Source organism: Paenibacillus sp. GP183 (assembly GCF_900104695.1).
Lineage (GTDB): Bacteria > Bacillota > Bacilli > Paenibacillales > NBRC-103111 > Paenibacillus_AI.
Genome location: NZ_FNSW01000001.1, coordinates 3,444,657 through 3,462,696 on the forward strand (window position 1 = coordinate 3,444,657; position 18,040 = coordinate 3,462,696).

An 18,040-nucleotide genomic window follows, 5' to 3' on the forward strand; every position below is an offset into this window, starting at 1 on the left:
AACCGGGGGCAGCCGTACCTTATCCGCTTCGCGTACCCGCTTGTACAAGTTTATCGGAGCAGCAGTGGTACTCGGCTTATTGGTTTGGTCATTATTCGGGCTGGAGCTTACAGGCATACAGCCTACAACCTGGATCCTTACCAAATCCATGATGTCCGGACTGTTTCAACCCGATTGGTCTTATGTTTACAACCCGGAAGGAGAAGATTTGATCCGCACGCTTCTCGAGACATTGGCCATCTCGTATTTGGGTAATTTCGTCTCCGCAGTAGTCTGTATCCCGTTTGCTTTCTGGGCTGCAGCCAATATGAGCCGGAGCCGTCTCTTCTCCGGCAGCGGCAAATTTATCTTAAGCCTCATTCGAACCATACCCGAAATCATCATGGCTCTGATTTTTATCAAGGCCGTAGGACCGGGGGCTTTTGCCGGAGTGATGGCACTTGGCCTTCATTCCGTTGGCATGCTCGGCAAGCTCTATGGTGAAGCGATTGAAAATATGGATATGGGACCTACTGAAGCCCTTGCCGCCTGCGGGGCCAACCGCTGGAAAACGATAGCTTTTGCCGTTATTCCGCAGGTGATTCCCGAGTTCATCTCCTATGCCCTGTATCGATTCGAAATCAATGTTCGTTCCGCGACATTGCTCGGGATCATAGGAGCAGGCGGTATCGGTACGCCGTTGGTTTTCGCCATCAATGCCAGGGGCTGGCATCGCGTCGGAATCATTTTGATCGGAATTATTGTTACGGTTTCCGTGATCGATTATATCTCTGGCGCTCTGCGAAAGAGAATCGTGTGAAGAAAAAAAAGCCGAGTTCTCTACAATTGTAGAAAACCCGGCTTTCTTATGATTTTACCAAATACTATAACTTATGATTACTTCAAGCCCATTTCTTTATTAACACTGCGCACGATATCAAACTTGCTGTCTTCGGATGCCACATAACCTTTGTGGGAATATACATCAAAGATAACCTTTTGACCTTCTGGATCCTTGCCGATCGCGATGAAAGCATCCTGGATTTTCTTTCTCCAATCGCTGGACATATCGTTGCGAACTGCAATCGTGTCATTCGGGATTTTATCGGAAAAGCCCAGTACTCTGGTATCTTTGAAAATATTCGGATAATCCTTGGTCAGGGACACACGAATATCCTGGAATACACCAACAGCATCCACTTGGCCGTTTAAGAGGGCAATCATCGCTTTATCGTGGCCTTGGAATTGAACACCCGTTACATCCTTTTGCAGATCCAGACCCGCCTTTTTCAGCATATATCCTGGATACACATAACCAGCGGCGGAAGTTACACCCTGCCAACCGATTTTCTTTCCTTTCAGGTCTTTCACTTCTTTAATAGGAGAATCCGCTTTGACCACAATCATCGATTTATAAAAATCTACAAGATCCTTCGTTGCCTGTCCTGTCGCATCATCCACGCCCAAACGAGTTGCTTGCAGCAGCAGATCTGCCGCTTTACGCGTGTCATGTGCGACTACGTAGTTGCTCGGCGGCAAGAAACCAACGTCTACTTGCTTGGATGCCATAGCCTCGATTACCGTATTATAATCGGTAGATACGGAAACTTTTACAGGAATGCCAAGCTTGTCACCCAGTAATTTTTCCAAAGGCTTCGCTTTGGCTTCCAATGTTTCTGCATTTTGTGAAGGTACGAATTGCACTTTCAAATCTTTTGGAACATAAGACCCCGACCCCGAGGTTGTTTTGCTGTCTGTAGCTTTAGCGCATGCTGCGAGAAGTCCTGCGGCCAACACTACAGTTAAACCAATTGCTGCTGCCTTTTTAAACATAAGGTTCCTCCTAAAAAATTTTTACTATCCGACAATCAATATAACCTATTTCCCATATACAGTCAGTAAATTTATTGTAAAATATATAGGACAGGCTTACCAATAATTGTATACTATGAATTGACAAACATCTACAAGAATTTAATGAGGGGTACTCGACATGCAGGTACACCATCAGCAAGTTACCATAACCATTCTGGAGACAAGTGATCTACACGGCCATATCCTTCCTATTCATTATGGGAACAACAGCTTTCGAGAGCTGGGCCTGGCCAAGATAGCCACATTGATCCGTAAAGAACGCCGAGAAAATACCCACACCCTGCTGGTGGACAACGGCGATTTAATCCAAGGCACACCTCTGACCTATCACCATGCCAAAGTAGATCCCAGGCAGACTAATCCAATAATCCTGATCCTAAATGCCTTACAATATGACGCCGGCATTATAGGAAATCATGAATTTAATTATGGAAAAGACATGCTGGATAAAGCAGTAAAGGAATCGCATTTCCCCTGGCTTTCTGCGAATATTGCGAACAAGGCGACAGGCGCCCCTTATTTTGGCCAGCCCTATGTCATCAAGCAATATGAACATGGAATCAAAGTCGGGCTGCTGGGACTCACAACCTCTTACATACCGCATTGGGAAAATCCAAGCCATATTGAGGGGATCGACTTTCTAGATGTTGTAGCGGCAGCTCAGCATTGGGTGCGGCATCTGCGTGAGGTGGAAGGTGTTGACGTCGTCGTCGCAGCTTACCATGGAGGATTCGAGCGGGATCTGGAAAGCGGTTTGCCCAGCGAGCCATTGACTGGCGAGAATCAGGGGTATCGCTTATGCATGGAGGTTGAAGGCATAGATGTGCTTCTTACCGGGCATCAGCATCGAATGATTGCAGCTGAAGTAAACGGGGTTGCTGTTCTCCAGCCGGGCTACCAAGGATGCTGCTTGGGTAAAGCTGAAGTTCAGCTGGAGCTTCAAGGGGGACGCTGGGTTGTGAAGCAGAAAACAACCGAGCTGTTGTCTGTGGCGGGTGTGGAGCCGGCAAGTGATCTTCTCGAGCTGGCCCAGCCGTACGAGATCCTGACACAGCACTGGCTGGATCAGCCGATTGGCTGCCTGACAGGCGACATGCGCATTACGGATCCCATGAGCGTGCGTACTCGGGAGCATGTCATCATTGAATTTATCAACAAAGTGCAGATGCACTATGCGGGAGTTGAGATTTCCAACACGGCCCTGTTTGACAATGAATCAACAGGCTTTCATCAGGACATCACGGTTCGCGATGTAGTCTCGAATTATATGTATCCCAATACCCTCAAGGTCATTCGCATTACCGGCCAGGATATTAAAGATGCTCTGGAGCAAACTGCAGGATACTTCGCCCCCTATGACGGACGTGGGTATAAAGTTAGTGACGCCTTCTCGGCGCCCAAGCCGCAGCATTACAACTATGATATGTGGGAAGGAATCGAATATCAGATCAATATTTCCAGACCCTTGGGAAGACGTGTAACCTGGGTGCACTATCAAGGAAAGCCGATCGTTCTGAGCGCCAAGTTTGATGTGGCCATGAACAATTATCGCGCTGGCGGCGGCGGAAATTACAACATGTTTCAAGGCAAGCCGGTTATCCGTGATATTCCGACCGACATCTCTGAATTAATAACCAGCTATATTATGGAAAAAGGCACTATTGAGGCCACGGTGAATGCGAACTGGGAAGTAGTTCATGATTGACGGTGATTCTTGTTACACAGCTATTATCCGTAGCGCATCCTTTAAATGAGTCTAAACTCACTAGTAGTGAGGACAATCTCCTTATTTTGTCCTCAAATCCACCTTGCATCTCATTTAGTAGGGCTAACCTCACTATTAGCGAATTTAAGTTCACTAACAGTGAGTTTGGACTTACAAACTTATATTTTCATGGATTACTTCGATGGAGTAGTGATCTCAGACTTACTAATAGTGAGTTTACCCTCACAATGAGTCATAAGCGATAAGCGATAAAAACTGGGATAACCATTATCGATGGCTTTCAGATGCGAGACCGCGAAAATGAACACAATAAAGGGCACCCATCTGGTGCCCAATTTCTATTTTTATGCTTTACGTTTAAATGAAAATTGCTTAAGGTCCTTGAAGCCTACAAATTTCTTGCTCTGCTCACTCCAAAAGCGGAATCGGAGTGACTTCAAGCTGGTTAGTAAGGTTATCGTCTGTACATCGCGCAATTTAGCATTAGAGCTATGCACTTTTTCCAGGTAATAGTTAGGAACTCTTGGGCTCAAATGGTGAATATGGTGATAACCGATGTTGCCCGTAATAAAATGCAGCACTTTCGGAAGCTTATAGAAGGAACTGCCATGCATGGCAGCTTTCACAAAGTCCCAATTTTCTTCCCCTTCAAAGTAGGTATCTTCAAACTGATGCTGTACGTAAAAGAGCCAAATGCCAATTGAACCCGAGATCAAAAAGATCGGACCCTGAATCAGAAGAAATTGCTGCCAGCCGAGTAACCAGCAAAGCAATCCAGCCCCGCCAATAATGCCAACGTTGGTAATGTAAGTGTTGAAGCGTTCTTTCGTTCCGGCCTTTTTGCGGTTAAATCGGTATTCCAATAGGAACACGTAGATGGGCCCAATAACAAACATCGAGAAGGGATTCCTGTATAAGCGGTAGAACAAACGTCGAATCCATGAAGATGATAAATACTCCTCAACTGTAAGCGTCCATATATCGCCTGTTCCGCGTTTATCCAGATTGCCGCTTGTAGCATGATGAACAGAATGGCTGTGTCTCCATTGGAGATAGGGCACGCATGTCAGAATACCGAATAGAGTCCCGACAATTTCATTCGCCATGCGGTTTTTGAAAAAGGATTTATGACAGCAATCATGAAAAATAATGAAAATCCGTACCAGAAACCCCCCGGCTGCAACAGCAAGCGGAAGGGTAATCCAATAAGAAACCGATAGACTTAAGTAGGCTGCGGACCAAAGTAAAAGAAAGGGTACAACAGAATTAATGATTTGCCATACACTGTGTTTGATATGGGGTCTTTCGTAAGGTGCCATGTCTTTGCGCCATTGATTGTGTTGTTCCTCTTGGAGCATTATATGATTATCTTCCTCTCTCAATGACAAACACATGGATCATATTTGTCCCAATAACGGTATTACGTTTAAACTCGTAAAGGGTTCCAGTTAATTTATTCGATCCTATTCTCTTATCTCAATATAAAGACAGTATCGTTGGTAAACTCACCCGTCATACTGTCTATATGAGTCATATAGAATACACTAAGCTTGCATCAAACTTCACATTAACCACTTAACTTGCTTGTTTTTGATTAAAAAATACTTAATAGTAATAATTTTACAGTAACTCAATTTCCGTAACAGCTAAAAAAGGAAAGTGGAGTTAAGACAGCGCGTATTCCCATAAAATGGAATATTCATTTATCTTGGCCTAAAGTAAGATCATTCGTTGCGACTCTTGCTTGGCTCTTCCCGCCGTGTCCACTTTTTGTCTTCCTTTTGACTGGCGCGTGGGTGGTCGATTCAGCTCCTGCTTAAACACCTTCCACGGGTGGTACATGTACGTTCGCAGCAGTTGTAAAAGGTTCCACTGACTTTTTCCTGTTTGCAAAGCTAGCTTTACAAGCATACTCACAGCAAAAGCAATCAGGGACAAAAAGAGTTGGTTCCACACTGAATCAGGTTGGCAGCCATGCAGGTTCACTAGCTTCAAATGCTGTTTCATCCATTTAAAGAAAAGCTCAATTTTCCAGCGATTCTTGTAAATGTAGGCAATCTCATTTGCAGTTAAATCCCATCGACTTGTTATTAACCGGTAGCGGCGGCCCTTGTCATCCTCAAATTCAACCAGACGTAATGGAGTTGTGGTCTTGTTTGTAAGTACATCCACATCCTGAAGCAGCCGGAGTGGCCCAACGCTTGCCACACTCTTACGTTCACTACCGCTAATGGGATATAGATGTGTTCGATCCCGCACACGCACCACGAAAAGCTTATTGTCCGTTATCCAGGTTTGGAAATTAGGGAGGCTTTCATAACCCCGATCCATGACATAGGTGACATCATCTTCCACAACCATATCTAGCACGACCTTATTTTCCCGTACATTGACCGTAGAAGCAATGACCTTATCCGGGAATACGGTGTCAGGATCTGCAACAACCACACGAACATGAAGACGAACCCCTGTTTTTCGCGACCCACAGCGAGCCCAACTGCCTAATAAAGCGGGAAGGGAAATGTCCGTAGCATCGATGATATGCAGACGCCCAATGTTCGGCGTAATTCCAGCCCCCGACTTCGTTTTCTGGTCGATTTGGCTGATGAGTTGAAAGAAGATCTGCTGTAGGGTTTGGGTGCATAAGCTATTCGTTTTGCGAGAAAGCTGTGCGCTGCTGATGGACTCCAGGCCGATCGCTTGTTGCAATTGCGGATGCGCACGCAATTGTTCGGTAATGACATCATACGTAGGGAGTTGCAGCAATTGAGCGATCACATGAAGCTCGATAGCCGTACCTGAAAACAACTTTTGGGTTCGATGATCGTCGAGTACAGAACGATAACCTGAAACATTGAGAGTACGTAGGCATTGACAAATGACGCGAATATCTTTAACGTTATCCATGGTTAAGCTCCTTATTGGAGAAATGATGGATAACACGCCGTCAATTCAACAATAAGGGCTTTTTTGTTTTTTATCCACGAAATAACATCAATTTATTCCATAAATAGGAATTAATGAGAACAATATTTTCATGTCAGGTTTGATGCAAGCTTAGTGTATAGAATATCGTTTTCAGGTGTCAATCAGAACCTCCCAGACTTAAAAATCGAATACAGCAGCCACAGCAGCATCAAGCCTGCAACCGCCGAGCCGACCTCGATCACCGGGAAATGCAGGATGAGGGAGGGTGTTTTGCCTACCGATGTGGCGACGATGAGTCCGACCATGATCAGACTGAAGGAGAGCAGCACGATACTGATCGAGATGCGGTTGCTGATCTGATCCAATTTGCGCAGCAGCAAGTCGATTTCCGGGATGCCGATCTCCACCTTCAGCTTACCGGTACGGATAAGCTTCGTCAGATGGCTGGCCTGCTTGGGAAAGCTGATGATGGTGTCGGCCAGGGCCGAAAGCTGCTTCCACCATCTTTTGTGCATCTGCTGCGGCTGGAGGCGTTCCTTCAGCAGGCGGAGTCCGAAGGGCTCGGCCAGATTGACCAAGCTTAGATGCGGATCCAGCTTCACCGCAACGCCCTCTACGGTAATCATCGCTTTGCCAAGCAGCGTCAAATCGACGGGCATCCGGATGCGATGCCGGTTGGCCACCACAAACAAATCGTTCAGGACATCGCCTAAACTGAGCTGGGACAAAGGTATATCATAGTACAGTTCCCGCAATAGATCCAGGTCGAACTGAAGCTCATTTGTATCCATCTCCTCCTCAACCAGCCCCAGGCGCAGAATAGCTTTGAGAATTCCATCGCTGTCCTTGCGCATCAATGCGATGAGAAGCATGATTAATTGGTCCTTCATCTCCTCATTCAAGCGCCCCACCATGCCAAAATCGACAAAAGCAATGCTTCCGTCCATGCGTACAATAATGTTCCCCGGATGGGGATCGGCATGGAAAAATCCTTCAATCAGCACTTGATGAAACATGGAGTTGACGAGCCGCTCCGCGACTAATTTGAGGTCATGTCCTTGTTTCAGAAGGGCTTCAGGCTGGTTCAGGGTGATGCCTTCGATATATGATAAAGTCAGCACTTTCGACGTGGTATATTCCCAATATACTTTTGGGATATGTACATCAGGCTGCTGGACAAACTGCCGGGCAATTTTATCCGCATTCCTGCCTTCCAGCGTATAGTTCAGCTCTTCCCGCATCGATTTGGACAGTTCCTCGATCATTCTTCGGATCTGATTATGTGCCATCCACTCCAACCGCCTTTCGGCGATGGTTGCCAGTTCCTCAAGAATGTCCAGATCCAAATTAATCATTTGATCCACCAAAGGGCGCTGCACCTTAACCGCTACGGCTTCACCGGTGATCAGCCGGCCTACATGAACCTGGCCGATAGAAGCAGCTGCCAAAGGGATCTCCTTGAACTCCTGAAACATATCGCCGAGCGGCCGATGAAGCTCATTTTCGATGATCATCCGCACCTCTTCGAACGAAAAAGGCGGCACTTGATCCTGCAGCTTCTGCAGCTCGAAGATAACATCCTCCGGAAGCAGATCATGGCGCGTACTGGATAATTGACCTAATTTAATAAAGGTCGGCCCCAGCTCCTCCAGCACCAGCCGGATGCGTTCTCCTAGGGATTTGACCGTTTCCGGCTCTTTTCTGGCAAACCATTTTCTTGGAAGCTTCGGCATTTGGAAGAGCCCCATCTCTTCAACCATGTAACCAAAGCCATGTCGAACCAGAGTCATAATAATCTCGCGGTAGCGGTTGGTGTGCCGGAATTTGATAGCCATGACTACAAGGTAGTCGGACCAGGGGGATTGATCTTCTGCTCCAATTCACGCAAATCCTGTTTGGTGGCCACATCCAGCTCGGCCAATACCTTCTTCACTTGTTCATGTACCAACCGCTTAAGTTCAAGCCTTTGTTCTTCCCCTTTGGAGATCAAATCATTGACTACATCCCTGGATTCGTTCTTGCCGAGCTCGCCCTTGAGAACCATTTCATCCACAAATTGCTGAACCTTTTCCTTGCTTGCAGCTGTAATGCCCAGCCCCAATGCGAATGCTTTTCTCAACAAATCACTCATTTTCGCACAATCCTCCTTCATTCTTCTTCTAATTTATTAACCATAATATGAACATTTCTATCTGTATGCATGTATGAAACCAAAAACCACACAAAGCTTTACAAGTGATAGTCCCCGAATATAGAATAAATCCAATTATAGATTCGTGGGATTATTCCAAAGGGTAAGAAGAAAGCTTAACGAAGGTAAACCCAGCTTTTTTCAACATCGGAACTGCCTTGATGACTCCATCGGCCGTATCTTTTTCAGGGTGATTCATATGGGCGATGACGATGGAGCCGCTCTTTGCTTTCATCAAAGCATCATAAACCTGCTGCGTATTAAAGGTGGCACCAGCATCGCCAAGAATACTGTAATTCACCACAGTAAGTCCGAGATCCTGAGCGATATGAACAGCTACATCGTCGTAATAAGCAGTACCCGAGCGAAAAAATTGCGGACGACGACCTGTCAGCTTCTCGATTTTATCCTCATTCATTTGCACTTCATCCACGACTTCGCTGACATTCCTTGTACCTCGAATTTTATAGGCGGATTGTCCAATCACAGACAAGGGACGATGCTCAAAACCATGATTCTCGATATCAAAGAGCGGATTGCGAGCCAATGTCAAAAACTGCTCTGGATTCGCATCTATCCAGCGGGCATTGATAAATAGAGTAGCCGGGATCTTCTCGTGAATGAGAAAATCTATCAGCTTTTGGTCGTACCCGCTCCCTTCCGGTCCTCCACAAGCATCGAAGGTAATTGCTATCACTTTGTCTTTGGTTTGGAGTCGGGATCGTACACCAGGGACATTCTCTCCCCAATGCAAGGGTTTGATTTTATCGTAGCGTTGAAGAATGCTTTTCTTGAGAGAATTGGAGTCAATTGTGGGAGATGCCGTTTCCATCGCTGTTGATGTTGCTGTTGATGTTGCTGTTGATGTTGCTGTTGATGTTGCTGTTTCTGTTGCTACTGTCGTGGGTGGGGATGGGGATGGCTTAGATATAGAAGTAGATTTATTGTTGTCACAAGCGGAAAGCAGACCCAAAATAAGGAAGAAGGCCAAACCGTTTAGTCGACGTGCCAAGGTATCCGCCTCCTCAGAAAAACTGCTCATACTCATCATAAACATGCATTAGCCTTAGAATCAAGTTTACATTCATATCGTCCGACTAAGCAGGATAGTCGATCCTGAAAGAATGGTTACCTTCCGTACGGACAACCCAGCTACTCATTGAAGAGCAAAGGTCCTTTTACTTTGGAAGCTATTGAAGTATTCTTGAAGGGCGATGTATTATTCGGGCTTGCCAAGGCTGCCGGTTTCATAATAGTGGCGGACTACATGATCGCACAAGGTGTTATTTAATTTACTTGAAAGCGGGAATTCGAATGACTTCAGTTATCCCTCTCGGTATAGATGCTGGCGGCACGCTGATTAAATTTGCTTTTTGGAATCAAAATCAACTGCATACGATCAAGCTGCCGACGGCGCACATGCAAGCCGCTGCGATTTGGATCAAGGAGCGATTTTCTAATGCATCCCTTTGCGTAACAGGTGGGAAAAGCCTTTTATTTCAATCAATGCTGGGATATGAAACGCGTTCCATGATTGAATTTGACGCAACTTGCCATGGCGTTCAGTATCTAATTCGTGAGCAGGGAATCGCCCTGCCATCTTTTATTTTGGCGAATGCGGGAACGGGAACTTCGATTCACTGGATCCATCCAGACGGCCATTCCCGCGTTGGAGGAACAGGCGTTGGAGGCGGCACCATACTGGGGCTGTCCTCTTTGCTCACCGGAATTGATGATTACGAGGAGATTATCCAGCTCGCGAAGCAGGGGAAAACGGATCGTGTTGATCTGAAGGTCAGCCATATCTATGAGGGAGCGGTCCCGCCCATCCCTGGCGACCTTACAGCGAGCAACTTCGGTTACGTGCTGAAGCACCCGGAGAAACAGTCACCAGAGGATCTCCTTGCCTCGATCATGAGTCTCGTCGGCGAAACGGTAGCCACGGTCAGCATCCTCGCCGCACAGCAGCATGGAGTATCCAACATCGTCTTCATTGGCTCATCATTTGCAGGTAATGATGTTCTTGGTGATGTAGTCGTGCGAAACACAGAAATCAAGGGTGCGATACCGATGGTTCTGCAGAACGGAGAATACAGCGGGGCGATCGGAGCTTTGCTCAGCATGACTCCAAAGGGTACGGCAGTTTCATGAACACGGACAGAGGCTGGGCGCTTGCCGCAGGAAGAATGAAAAACATTCTTCCTGCGGCAGTCCCGACTTTTGTACGCTCTGGAACGATGAAAAACACGCTTCCAAGGTACGATTGGCCGAGATTTGGGCCTATTTGACCTCTGGAAGCATGAAAAACATCGTTGCAGAACAGATTCTTGCTGCCGCTGCTTCTGAAAGAATGTTTTTCATCTTTTCAGGGATCCGAAGACTTGCCAACCGAGTATGTATCTTTAACGCATTAGGCATCGTGGGAAGTTGCAACTTGTTCTAACTCTCAAATCCGCCAATTGACATATGGAGGTGTATCATTCAAATGAATATGAACGAATCTATAGTTACAATGTTTCATTCAAACTTACGAATAGCGGGAAACGAGAGAGCAAAAGCAACTATGATTAAGACTAATGCGGAGCTTATCCCAATGGTCCATAAGCCGCCAATGTTTTCAGCGAGCCAGCCTGTCAGGATGTAACCTAATGGAAGCAGCGCGATTGAACCGAATATATCTAAACTCACCACACGTCCATAAGCCTCATGCGGCACCAATTCTTGCAAACTGACTTCCCAAATAAGTCCAAAGAGCATATACCCGGCTCCATGAATCGCCATAATGACAACAATCATGGGAATCCATGAAGCAAAAGTAAGGCAGACAAGTGCCGCGGCTGATATCGCTACTCCCAAATATGCCAAAATGCCGCGATGTTTCCATGTGCGTCTGCTGCCGAATAAGAAAGACATAACCAACGCACCAACGGCAGCCGCTGAAGATACGATCCCGAAAATATAAGACGGGAAATTCAAATGGATATTGATTAACCACGGCAGCACAACCACGATCATCCCTCGGCCCAATATATTGATGAACGAGAACGCCAAAATGGTGACCCACAGCCAATCATGTTTACGAAGTTCAAAATACCCGCTGAGCAGCTCATTTCGTAGTTTTTGGAAAATTTTGGTTTTCGGTTGAGGCGTATCTGATTGCTCCATTACAGGAACAGGAACTTTTACATACATCAGACTTAAGGTAGAAACCAAAAATCCCAGCGCATTGACTCCCAGACCAAAAGCGCCGGAAGAGAATCCGACAATGAGCCCGCCCAGAGAAGGACCCAGCGTCATGGCAAGCTGCTGTGAAGCCTGCGTTAAGGCATTAGCCGCATTGCGAATATCTTTGGTGAAGATCTGAGCTCTAGTCGCCGCATAAGCAGGTTGAAACAGAGCTTGCATCGCACCAAAAAGGATGGCAAACAGATAAAGATCCATGAGAGTCATCCTATTCATTGCTGCTAAAAAGGTAACAATTCCCAATAAAATGAAGCGAACCGAATCCGTAATGATCATCATGGGTACGCGAGGCAAGCGATCGGCCAAGATACCTGAAAATGGAAGTAAAATGACCTGGGGAATCATTAACAGTGTCATCATCCAACCAATGGTTAAAGTTGACCCGCCCAAGGAAAGCGCAATGATGGGCAAAACTACGTTCAAGACGGCGCTGCCTAAATTTGCAAGAGACTGGCCAATCCACAGTGCGGTAAAGTTACGTGACACCTGGATCGGCCTGAATAATTCCAGATTCCTATTATTGACAGCAATTTCTGGTTCCACGCCCATACCTCCGAGCTAGTCTATACCGTTGTCCACGTGACCTGTACCTTGTTTTCAATAACTGCACGGGTAGCGCCAAATAAGCAGGCATCGTCACCCAGCGGAGTGATGTACATCTTGGGAGTTAGAGTCAACAACCCTGACAAAGCATTTAATAATTTGCCTAAGAAATTATCGATACGAGACGTCATTATTCCCCCAAACACGATGGTATCTGGATCTAACAAAGCAGCCACATTCACAATGGCGTATGCAAAATGCTTAATAATGGAATCCTCATGGCGGTTGTTTTCTTCATTGGAATTTTCGCTGCTTAAGCTGAGGGCCGTACTGCCATAATGGGCTTCGAAAAAACCAAGCCGATCCGACTTTTCAAATAGATTCGCCGGAATTTGGCACGGATCCACAATCAGGTTGCCGATTTCACCGGCTGCGAAGTTCGAGCCCCTGTACAGCTTGCCGTCAATTAAAATACCGGCGCCAATTCCACGGTCGAGGTGTATATAAACCGAGACACCCGACAAAGATTTTCGCTTCCAAGCATCACCCATCGCCGCTAATTTGACATCATTCTCTACGACTACGGGAAATTGAAGATGCTTCAAAAAATACTGTTTAATCGGCTCCCGACTCCAACCGAACTCAGGAGCGTTGGAGACGATTCCCTGGGCATTCACCACACCAGGCACTGCGATGCCAACGCCTAACATGAGCTCCGGATCGATCTGTTGCGCCGATATCAATTTCATCAAACGATCAGCCGTTTCGATACTCATGGATTGGCCATCGTCTTTGTGGGACTTGTACTGCTCTTCAGCGTAAACCTTGCCGACCAAATTGGTAATCCGGATACGAATTTTGTCTTGATTCATTTGAATGGCACCGATGTATCTGGCATCCGGATTCAATTTAATTAATTGCGGCGGTTTACCGCCCTGCGAAACTCCATCGCCGGCTTTATGCAGCCATCCCTCGGTGAACAATTCCTTCACGATTGCAGAAACCGTGGGTGGACTAATTCCGGATATTGAACTCAATTCTGCGCGACTGGTGACGTCGATTTGTTCAAGCAGCGAAAGAATCGAGTTTCGGTTGACTAACCGCAATAAATTGGGTGTTCCAAGCACATTGTTTTTATTATTCAATTCCATTCACCTCATTCGCAAAACGCTTGGCGTCGGTCCGTTGACTCCCGACACCTTTACTCAATAATAACCGGTTTCGCGTTTTTCAACTGCAGGATTCGGGCTACATTCCCTCCAAACATTAACTGCATATCTGCTTTGGGTATCCCGATGTTGTGACAAGCGGATTCCTGTAAATCCAGGTATCTCTTAGCAAAACCACGAGGAAAATCACTGGAATCCGAGCCAAATACGATTCTGCTCGGACCTATCGTTTCGTATGCTTTCTGAAACAAATTTTGCAGCGTCAGCGTATACGGCATCCATCGAATCCAGTCATTCGATCCCGAACCATCCACATGCACGTTCGGACTGGACCAAGCCAAATGCAGCAGCTCCTGCCAATAGCCCGCTCCAAAGTGCGGGAAAATAAACGGAATGTCGACGTAAGTTTGAACGACATTGGCCATGGTCAGAGGATTGATATAAGGATGATGAACGACCCCGCCGGGTCCTCCCAGAACGCCAAAGTGAATTAAACAAGGCAGTTTTCGATCAGCCAAGTAAGTCCAGAAAGATTTTAACTCAGGTGCATCAAAGGATTTCTTCATTAGTGGTCCAAACCATTTGTAGCCGTGCAATCCCAATTGTTCTACGGCAACCTGCAGTTTTTCCGTTGCTCCATCCTCTGACAAGTCGTGGTGAGCGAAGCCTGTGAATTTATCCGGATGCCTTTTTACGAGGGCTGCCAGTTTTTCATTCCCGCCACCTGTCAGAAAGTTGACGTGCTGCAGCTGGTGATCTTCCATTTGCTTCAGCCATCTTTGTTCCTGGACTACATCGCCGGGATGCTCCTTTTCGGGCTCCTCGAATTTAAACTGTTCACGCCATTTCACCCGAAGCGCCTTTTGGTATTCCAGAATAGCCGGGGGCACTTGACGGTGCCGAGGTGCTTGCTTTGCAGGAAAATGCACATGCATATCAATGACATTCTTAATCAAGACATTCACCTCATGCTTCCTATTTAAATAAACATATTACTTGAGTCCTGTCAAAGAGATCCCTTCAACAATTCGTTTTTGGAAAATAAAGTATACAATGAGGATCGGTATCACAGCCATTGTACTCATCGCCATAATCATGTTCCACTGAAGACCGCCGGCGTCCCCAGTCGAATATAACGACATCCCTACAGGCAGCGTGCGCATTCTTTCCTTCGAAACAGCGATGACCGGCCAAAGGTAGGCGTTCCAATTTCCGAGGAAAGATAGGATAGCAAGCGCCCCCAAGCCTTGTGTGACTTGCGGAAGAACGACTTTAATAAAGATGCCGAACTCCGACATCCCATCTATCCTTGCAGCGCCTAACAGGTCGTCCGGAATACCGAGCATAAATTGTCTCATCAAAAATACGGCAAAAGCCTCAATCAATCCTGGAAACATGATGCTCCAATAGGTATCTGTCCACCCAAAATTACTGCTCATGACGTACCAAGGGATAACAAGCAATTCGGTAGGAACCATCAATGTGCTCAAGATGATAACAAAAATCAATTTATTCCCTTTAAATTGCTGCTTCGCGAGCGTATATCCAATGAGTGAAGCAAAAAACAAATTACTTATAGTGGAGACAATCGCTATTAAAAAGCTGTTTCCGTACCAGCGAACGTACTTGGTCTCTGCAAATATGGTATGGTACGCATCCAATGACCACTTCTTGGGCCAAAAACTGAATGTATAAAACTCGGGCAAGGTTTTAAACGATGATAGAACCATCCACAGGAACGGCATCGCAACCACAAAAATTCCAATCCATAGAACGAAATGGATGATGATTGCAGCTACATCAACCTTTTTTCGCATACTCTCATCCCCTTTAATATTCATAAGTCCTGTTAATCAGCTTCATCTGAACCAAAGTCACAAGTAGAATCAATGCAAACAAAACAACGCTTACGGTGGACGCAAACGGCAGATTGAAGTTGTTGAATCCTTCATTGTACACATAAACGACGATACTCACGGTGCTATTGAGCGGTCCGCCTGCTTGACCCCCGCTGCCTCCGGTAAGGTTGGCAATTTGCGTGAAGGTTTGCAGGGCGCCAATGACGCCGGTCACCGACAAAAACACAAAGGTTGGGTTGAGCAACGGCCAGGTGATTTTCCAGAATAGCTGCCAACCGGACGCTCCATCAATTCTTGCTGCTTCATAATAGGACTTCGGAATGGATTCCAATCCCGCCATGGAGATGAGCGTTGCATAACCGGATGATTGCCATATAATCACAATACTTACGGCCATGAGTGCCTCACTGGGACTTCTCAACCATTGGTGAGTGGGCAGATGAAGCGAATGGAGAATGACATTGATAAAGCCCATGTTAGGGTTATACATAAGACGCCAAACCCAACTGATCGCTACGGCTGATGTGATATACGGGAGAAAATAAATGGTCCTGTAGAACCCTTTGAATCGTTTAATCCTGCCAATCATTAGTGCCAGGATGATTCCAATGGCCAATTGGCAAGGCACAGTAATAATCACATATAAAATGGTATTCGTAAAGGCTCGCAAAAAATCCTTCGATTTAAACAACATCTGGTAGTTATCCAAGGTAAATCCCGCGCCTGATTGCTTGAAAAAAGACATCGCAAACGCATAAAGTGTCGGAGCGATACGAATCCCAAGGAAGAAAATGAGTGGAATCGCCAAAAATGTGTAGGCAGTCAGCGCCCTTTTATTTTGTAGGGATAAACGATTTGTAAAAGCAAAATGTGACGATTTCTCTTCAGGGGATTCAGCGAATACACGTTTCACTGCTACTCCACCACCTTCTATTATGATCTAGTTGGAAAAACCGGAACGAAGGGTATCAGTCCTTTACTGCGGCTTGATTCCCTTCGTTCCCGGCTAAACTATTGAGTAGAATTACTTGACCTGACTGAAATATTGATCGCGAATTTCTTGCTGCTTCTTGATCAGTTCATTAAATGTTTGTTCGACAGGAGCATTGTTGAGCAAAATTTTATTGGTTCCGTCAATGATCGCTTGTCTCTCATCTTTTTCATTTACGAAATAAGTCGCATGAGCGGCTTTCAGACCTTTTACAAACGGTCCGTAGATCGGATCTGCCGTAATCGACGCATCATCGGAAAGTGAAGCTGCAGCAGGCAGCTCGCCGACTTCTTTTAACCAAGTCTTCTGGGTTTCTGCAGAAATGAGGAATTTAATAAATTTCTGCGAAGCATCCAGTTTCGCGCCGGAAACACCTTTGGCTATGCCATGAACCCAATAGGAACCGAAGTTCGACTCCATCCCGCCTTTATCTTTGGTAGGCAGCGTGGTTACTCCCCACTCGGCAGCTGTATCCTTCTTGAGGTTCTGAATCGCGAATGAGCCGTCAATGATCATGCCTGCTTTGCCGGATTTAAATGCAGTCTCATAATCAGTATTAAAGTTTTGCTCTCCGATCTTCGCTTTGGTGAACATATCCATGAAATATTGGAAGGCTGCCAATCCTTGCGGTGACGAATTCCACTGCACCTTCTTATTGTCGCTGCTAAACGGTGTAACTCCCCATTGACGAAGCATAACCTCTTCAAAAACATGGTATCCCTGACCGCCTACATCTGGAGCAAAGCCTTCTTGCTCTAGCTTTCCATCCTTGTATATAGTCATTTTTTGCGCTTGACTGATCAGATCATCCCATGTTTTTGGCGGGCTGTTAGGATCCAATCCGGCCTTTTTGAAAAGATCTTTATTATAGAATAAAGCAAGAGAACGCACCGCTGTTGGTAAAGCGTAATACTTTCCATCTATTTTTGAGTCTTTGACCATCGGTATGTAATATTTATCAATATCTGCTGTGCTCATGAAACCTTCAGGAATCGGTTGCAGATACCCTTGCTGCACATATTGTGGTAACCATCCATAGAACAGGTTCATAACTTCAGGACCATTTTTGGCGTTCATTGCAGCAGTAACCTTTTGGTTGTATTGATCGTAAGGAAAGTCCTGCGTTTCAACCGTGATATTAGGGTACAGTTTCTGAAATTCCGGGATCAATTTTTTGATTAAAGATACTTTCTGCGGGTAACTGTACTGCCAATACGTAATGGTTACTTTTTCAGTGCTGGCTTTATCCGTGGTACCCTTGTCTGTGCTGGCAGCCTTATCAGTACTAGGAGTGGAACACCCCGCTAACAACGATAACGCCAGAGCAGATACTGCGACTAATTTAACTTTGCCCAATGCAAAAACCTCCCCAATAAAATTGAAATGCATTCCACCACATGTTGCCCCTGTAAATCGATCACCCGAACAATTTACATAGTTTCTAAACTTTCCGAATAAAGCGTATTCATGATAAATTATAATCTATTCAAAATAGTCCGTCAATTAATAATTTTTTTACAATCATACAAAGATTCT

16 protein-coding genes are annotated in these 18,040 nt (G+C 45.8%); 4 read left to right on the forward strand and 12 right to left on the reverse strand.

Annotation, left to right across the window (positions count from 1 at the left end; translation table 11 throughout):
• Positions 1–40: 40 nt before the first annotated feature.
• Complete coding sequence (gene phnE, locus BLV33_RS17015; RefSeq protein WP_090799002.1) at positions 41–799, forward strand: phosphonate ABC transporter, permease protein PhnE; 759 nt, start codon at positions 41–43, stop codon at positions 797–799.
• 77 nt (positions 800–876) lie between these two features.
• On the opposite strand, the gene BLV33_RS17020 is transcribed toward phnE, so the two are convergent.
• Positions 877–1,812, reverse strand: a complete 936-nt coding sequence (locus BLV33_RS17020) for a phosphate/phosphite/phosphonate ABC transporter substrate-binding protein (RefSeq protein WP_090794255.1) — start codon at positions 1,810–1,812, stop codon at positions 877–879.
• Between the two features lie 160 nt (positions 1,813–1,972).
• On the opposite strand from BLV33_RS17020, the gene BLV33_RS17025 reads away from it, so the two are divergent.
• Positions 1,973–3,559: a bifunctional metallophosphatase/5'-nucleotidase gene (locus tag BLV33_RS17025; protein WP_090794258.1), complete on the forward strand. Its 1,587-nt coding sequence runs from the start codon at positions 1,973–1,975 to the stop codon at positions 3,557–3,559.
• Between the two features lie 365 nt (positions 3,560–3,924).
• Here BLV33_RS17025 and BLV33_RS17030 read toward each other — a convergent pair whose 3' ends face one another.
• From BLV33_RS17030 to BLV33_RS17050, 5 genes are all read right to left on the reverse strand, one after another.
• On the reverse strand, positions 3,925–4,938 hold the full coding sequence (locus BLV33_RS17030; RefSeq protein WP_090794261.1) for a Delta(5) desaturase DesA: 1,014 nt from the start codon (positions 4,936–4,938) through the stop codon (positions 3,925–3,927).
• Between the two features lie 355 nt (positions 4,939–5,293).
• Entirely contained in the window at positions 5,294–6,487 is a 1,194-nt protein-coding gene (locus BLV33_RS17035) for an IS4 family transposase (RefSeq protein ID WP_090787168.1), read from the reverse strand.
• Positions 6,488–6,669: 182 nt separating this feature from the next.
• The gene (locus tag BLV33_RS17040) at positions 6,670–8,343 is read right to left on the reverse strand and encodes an ABC1 kinase family protein (RefSeq protein ID WP_090794263.1); all 1,674 of its coding nucleotides are present in this window, start codon (positions 8,341–8,343) and stop codon (positions 6,670–6,672) included.
• Between the two features lie 2 nt (positions 8,344–8,345).
• Positions 8,346–8,639 carry a phasin family protein gene (locus tag BLV33_RS17045; RefSeq protein ID WP_090794265.1) on the reverse strand — a complete coding sequence of 98 codons (294 nt, stop codon included), beginning with the start codon at positions 8,637–8,639 and terminating at the stop codon, positions 8,346–8,348.
• A gap of 151 nt (positions 8,640–8,790) precedes the next feature.
• On the reverse strand, positions 8,791–9,711 hold the full coding sequence (locus BLV33_RS17050) for a polysaccharide deacetylase family protein (RefSeq protein ID WP_253187092.1): 921 nt from the start codon (positions 9,709–9,711) through the stop codon (positions 8,791–8,793).
• A 302-nt stretch (positions 9,712–10,013) separates the two neighbouring features.
• Here BLV33_RS17050 and coaW point away from each other — a divergent pair, with 302 nt between their 5' ends.
• Positions 10,014–10,850 (forward strand): type II pantothenate kinase, encoded by an 837-nt coding sequence (coaW, locus tag BLV33_RS17055; RefSeq protein WP_139305763.1) that lies wholly within the window; start codon positions 10,014–10,016, stop codon positions 10,848–10,850.
• Positions 10,847–10,987 carry a hypothetical protein gene (locus tag BLV33_RS29375; protein ID WP_171909183.1) on the forward strand — a complete coding sequence of 47 codons (141 nt, stop codon included), beginning with the start codon at positions 10,847–10,849 and terminating at the stop codon, positions 10,985–10,987. The genes coaW and BLV33_RS29375 overlap by 4 nt, the downstream gene beginning before the upstream one ends.
• Before the next feature lie 229 nt (positions 10,988–11,216).
• Here BLV33_RS29375 and BLV33_RS17060 read toward each other — a convergent pair whose 3' ends face one another.
• From BLV33_RS17060 to BLV33_RS17085, 6 genes are all read right to left on the reverse strand, one after another.
• A complete protein-coding gene (locus tag BLV33_RS17060) occupies positions 11,217–12,485 on the reverse strand; it encodes an MFS transporter (protein WP_171909184.1) in 1,269 nt (422 codons plus the stop codon).
• A gap of 20 nt (positions 12,486–12,505) precedes the next feature.
• The gene (locus tag BLV33_RS17065; RefSeq protein WP_171909185.1) at positions 12,506–13,630 is read right to left on the reverse strand and encodes an ROK family transcriptional regulator; all 1,125 of its coding nucleotides are present in this window, start codon (positions 13,628–13,630) and stop codon (positions 12,506–12,508) included.
• A gap of 56 nt (positions 13,631–13,686) precedes the next feature.
• Positions 13,687–14,619, reverse strand: a complete 933-nt coding sequence (locus BLV33_RS17070; protein ID WP_253187093.1) for an amidohydrolase family protein — start codon at positions 14,617–14,619, stop codon at positions 13,687–13,689.
• Positions 14,620–14,646: 27 nt separating this feature from the next.
• Entirely contained in the window at positions 14,647–15,471 is an 825-nt protein-coding gene (locus BLV33_RS17075) for a carbohydrate ABC transporter permease (RefSeq protein ID WP_090794275.1), read from the reverse strand.
• A 13-nt stretch (positions 15,472–15,484) separates the two neighbouring features.
• On the reverse strand, positions 15,485–16,426 hold the full coding sequence (locus BLV33_RS17080) for a carbohydrate ABC transporter permease (RefSeq protein WP_090794277.1): 942 nt from the start codon (positions 16,424–16,426) through the stop codon (positions 15,485–15,487).
• A gap of 111 nt (positions 16,427–16,537) precedes the next feature.
• Positions 16,538–17,860, reverse strand: coding sequence for an extracellular solute-binding protein (locus BLV33_RS17085; RefSeq protein WP_171909186.1), 1,323 nt, complete (start codon positions 17,858–17,860; stop codon positions 16,538–16,540).
• Positions 17,861–18,040: the final 180 nt, after the last annotated feature.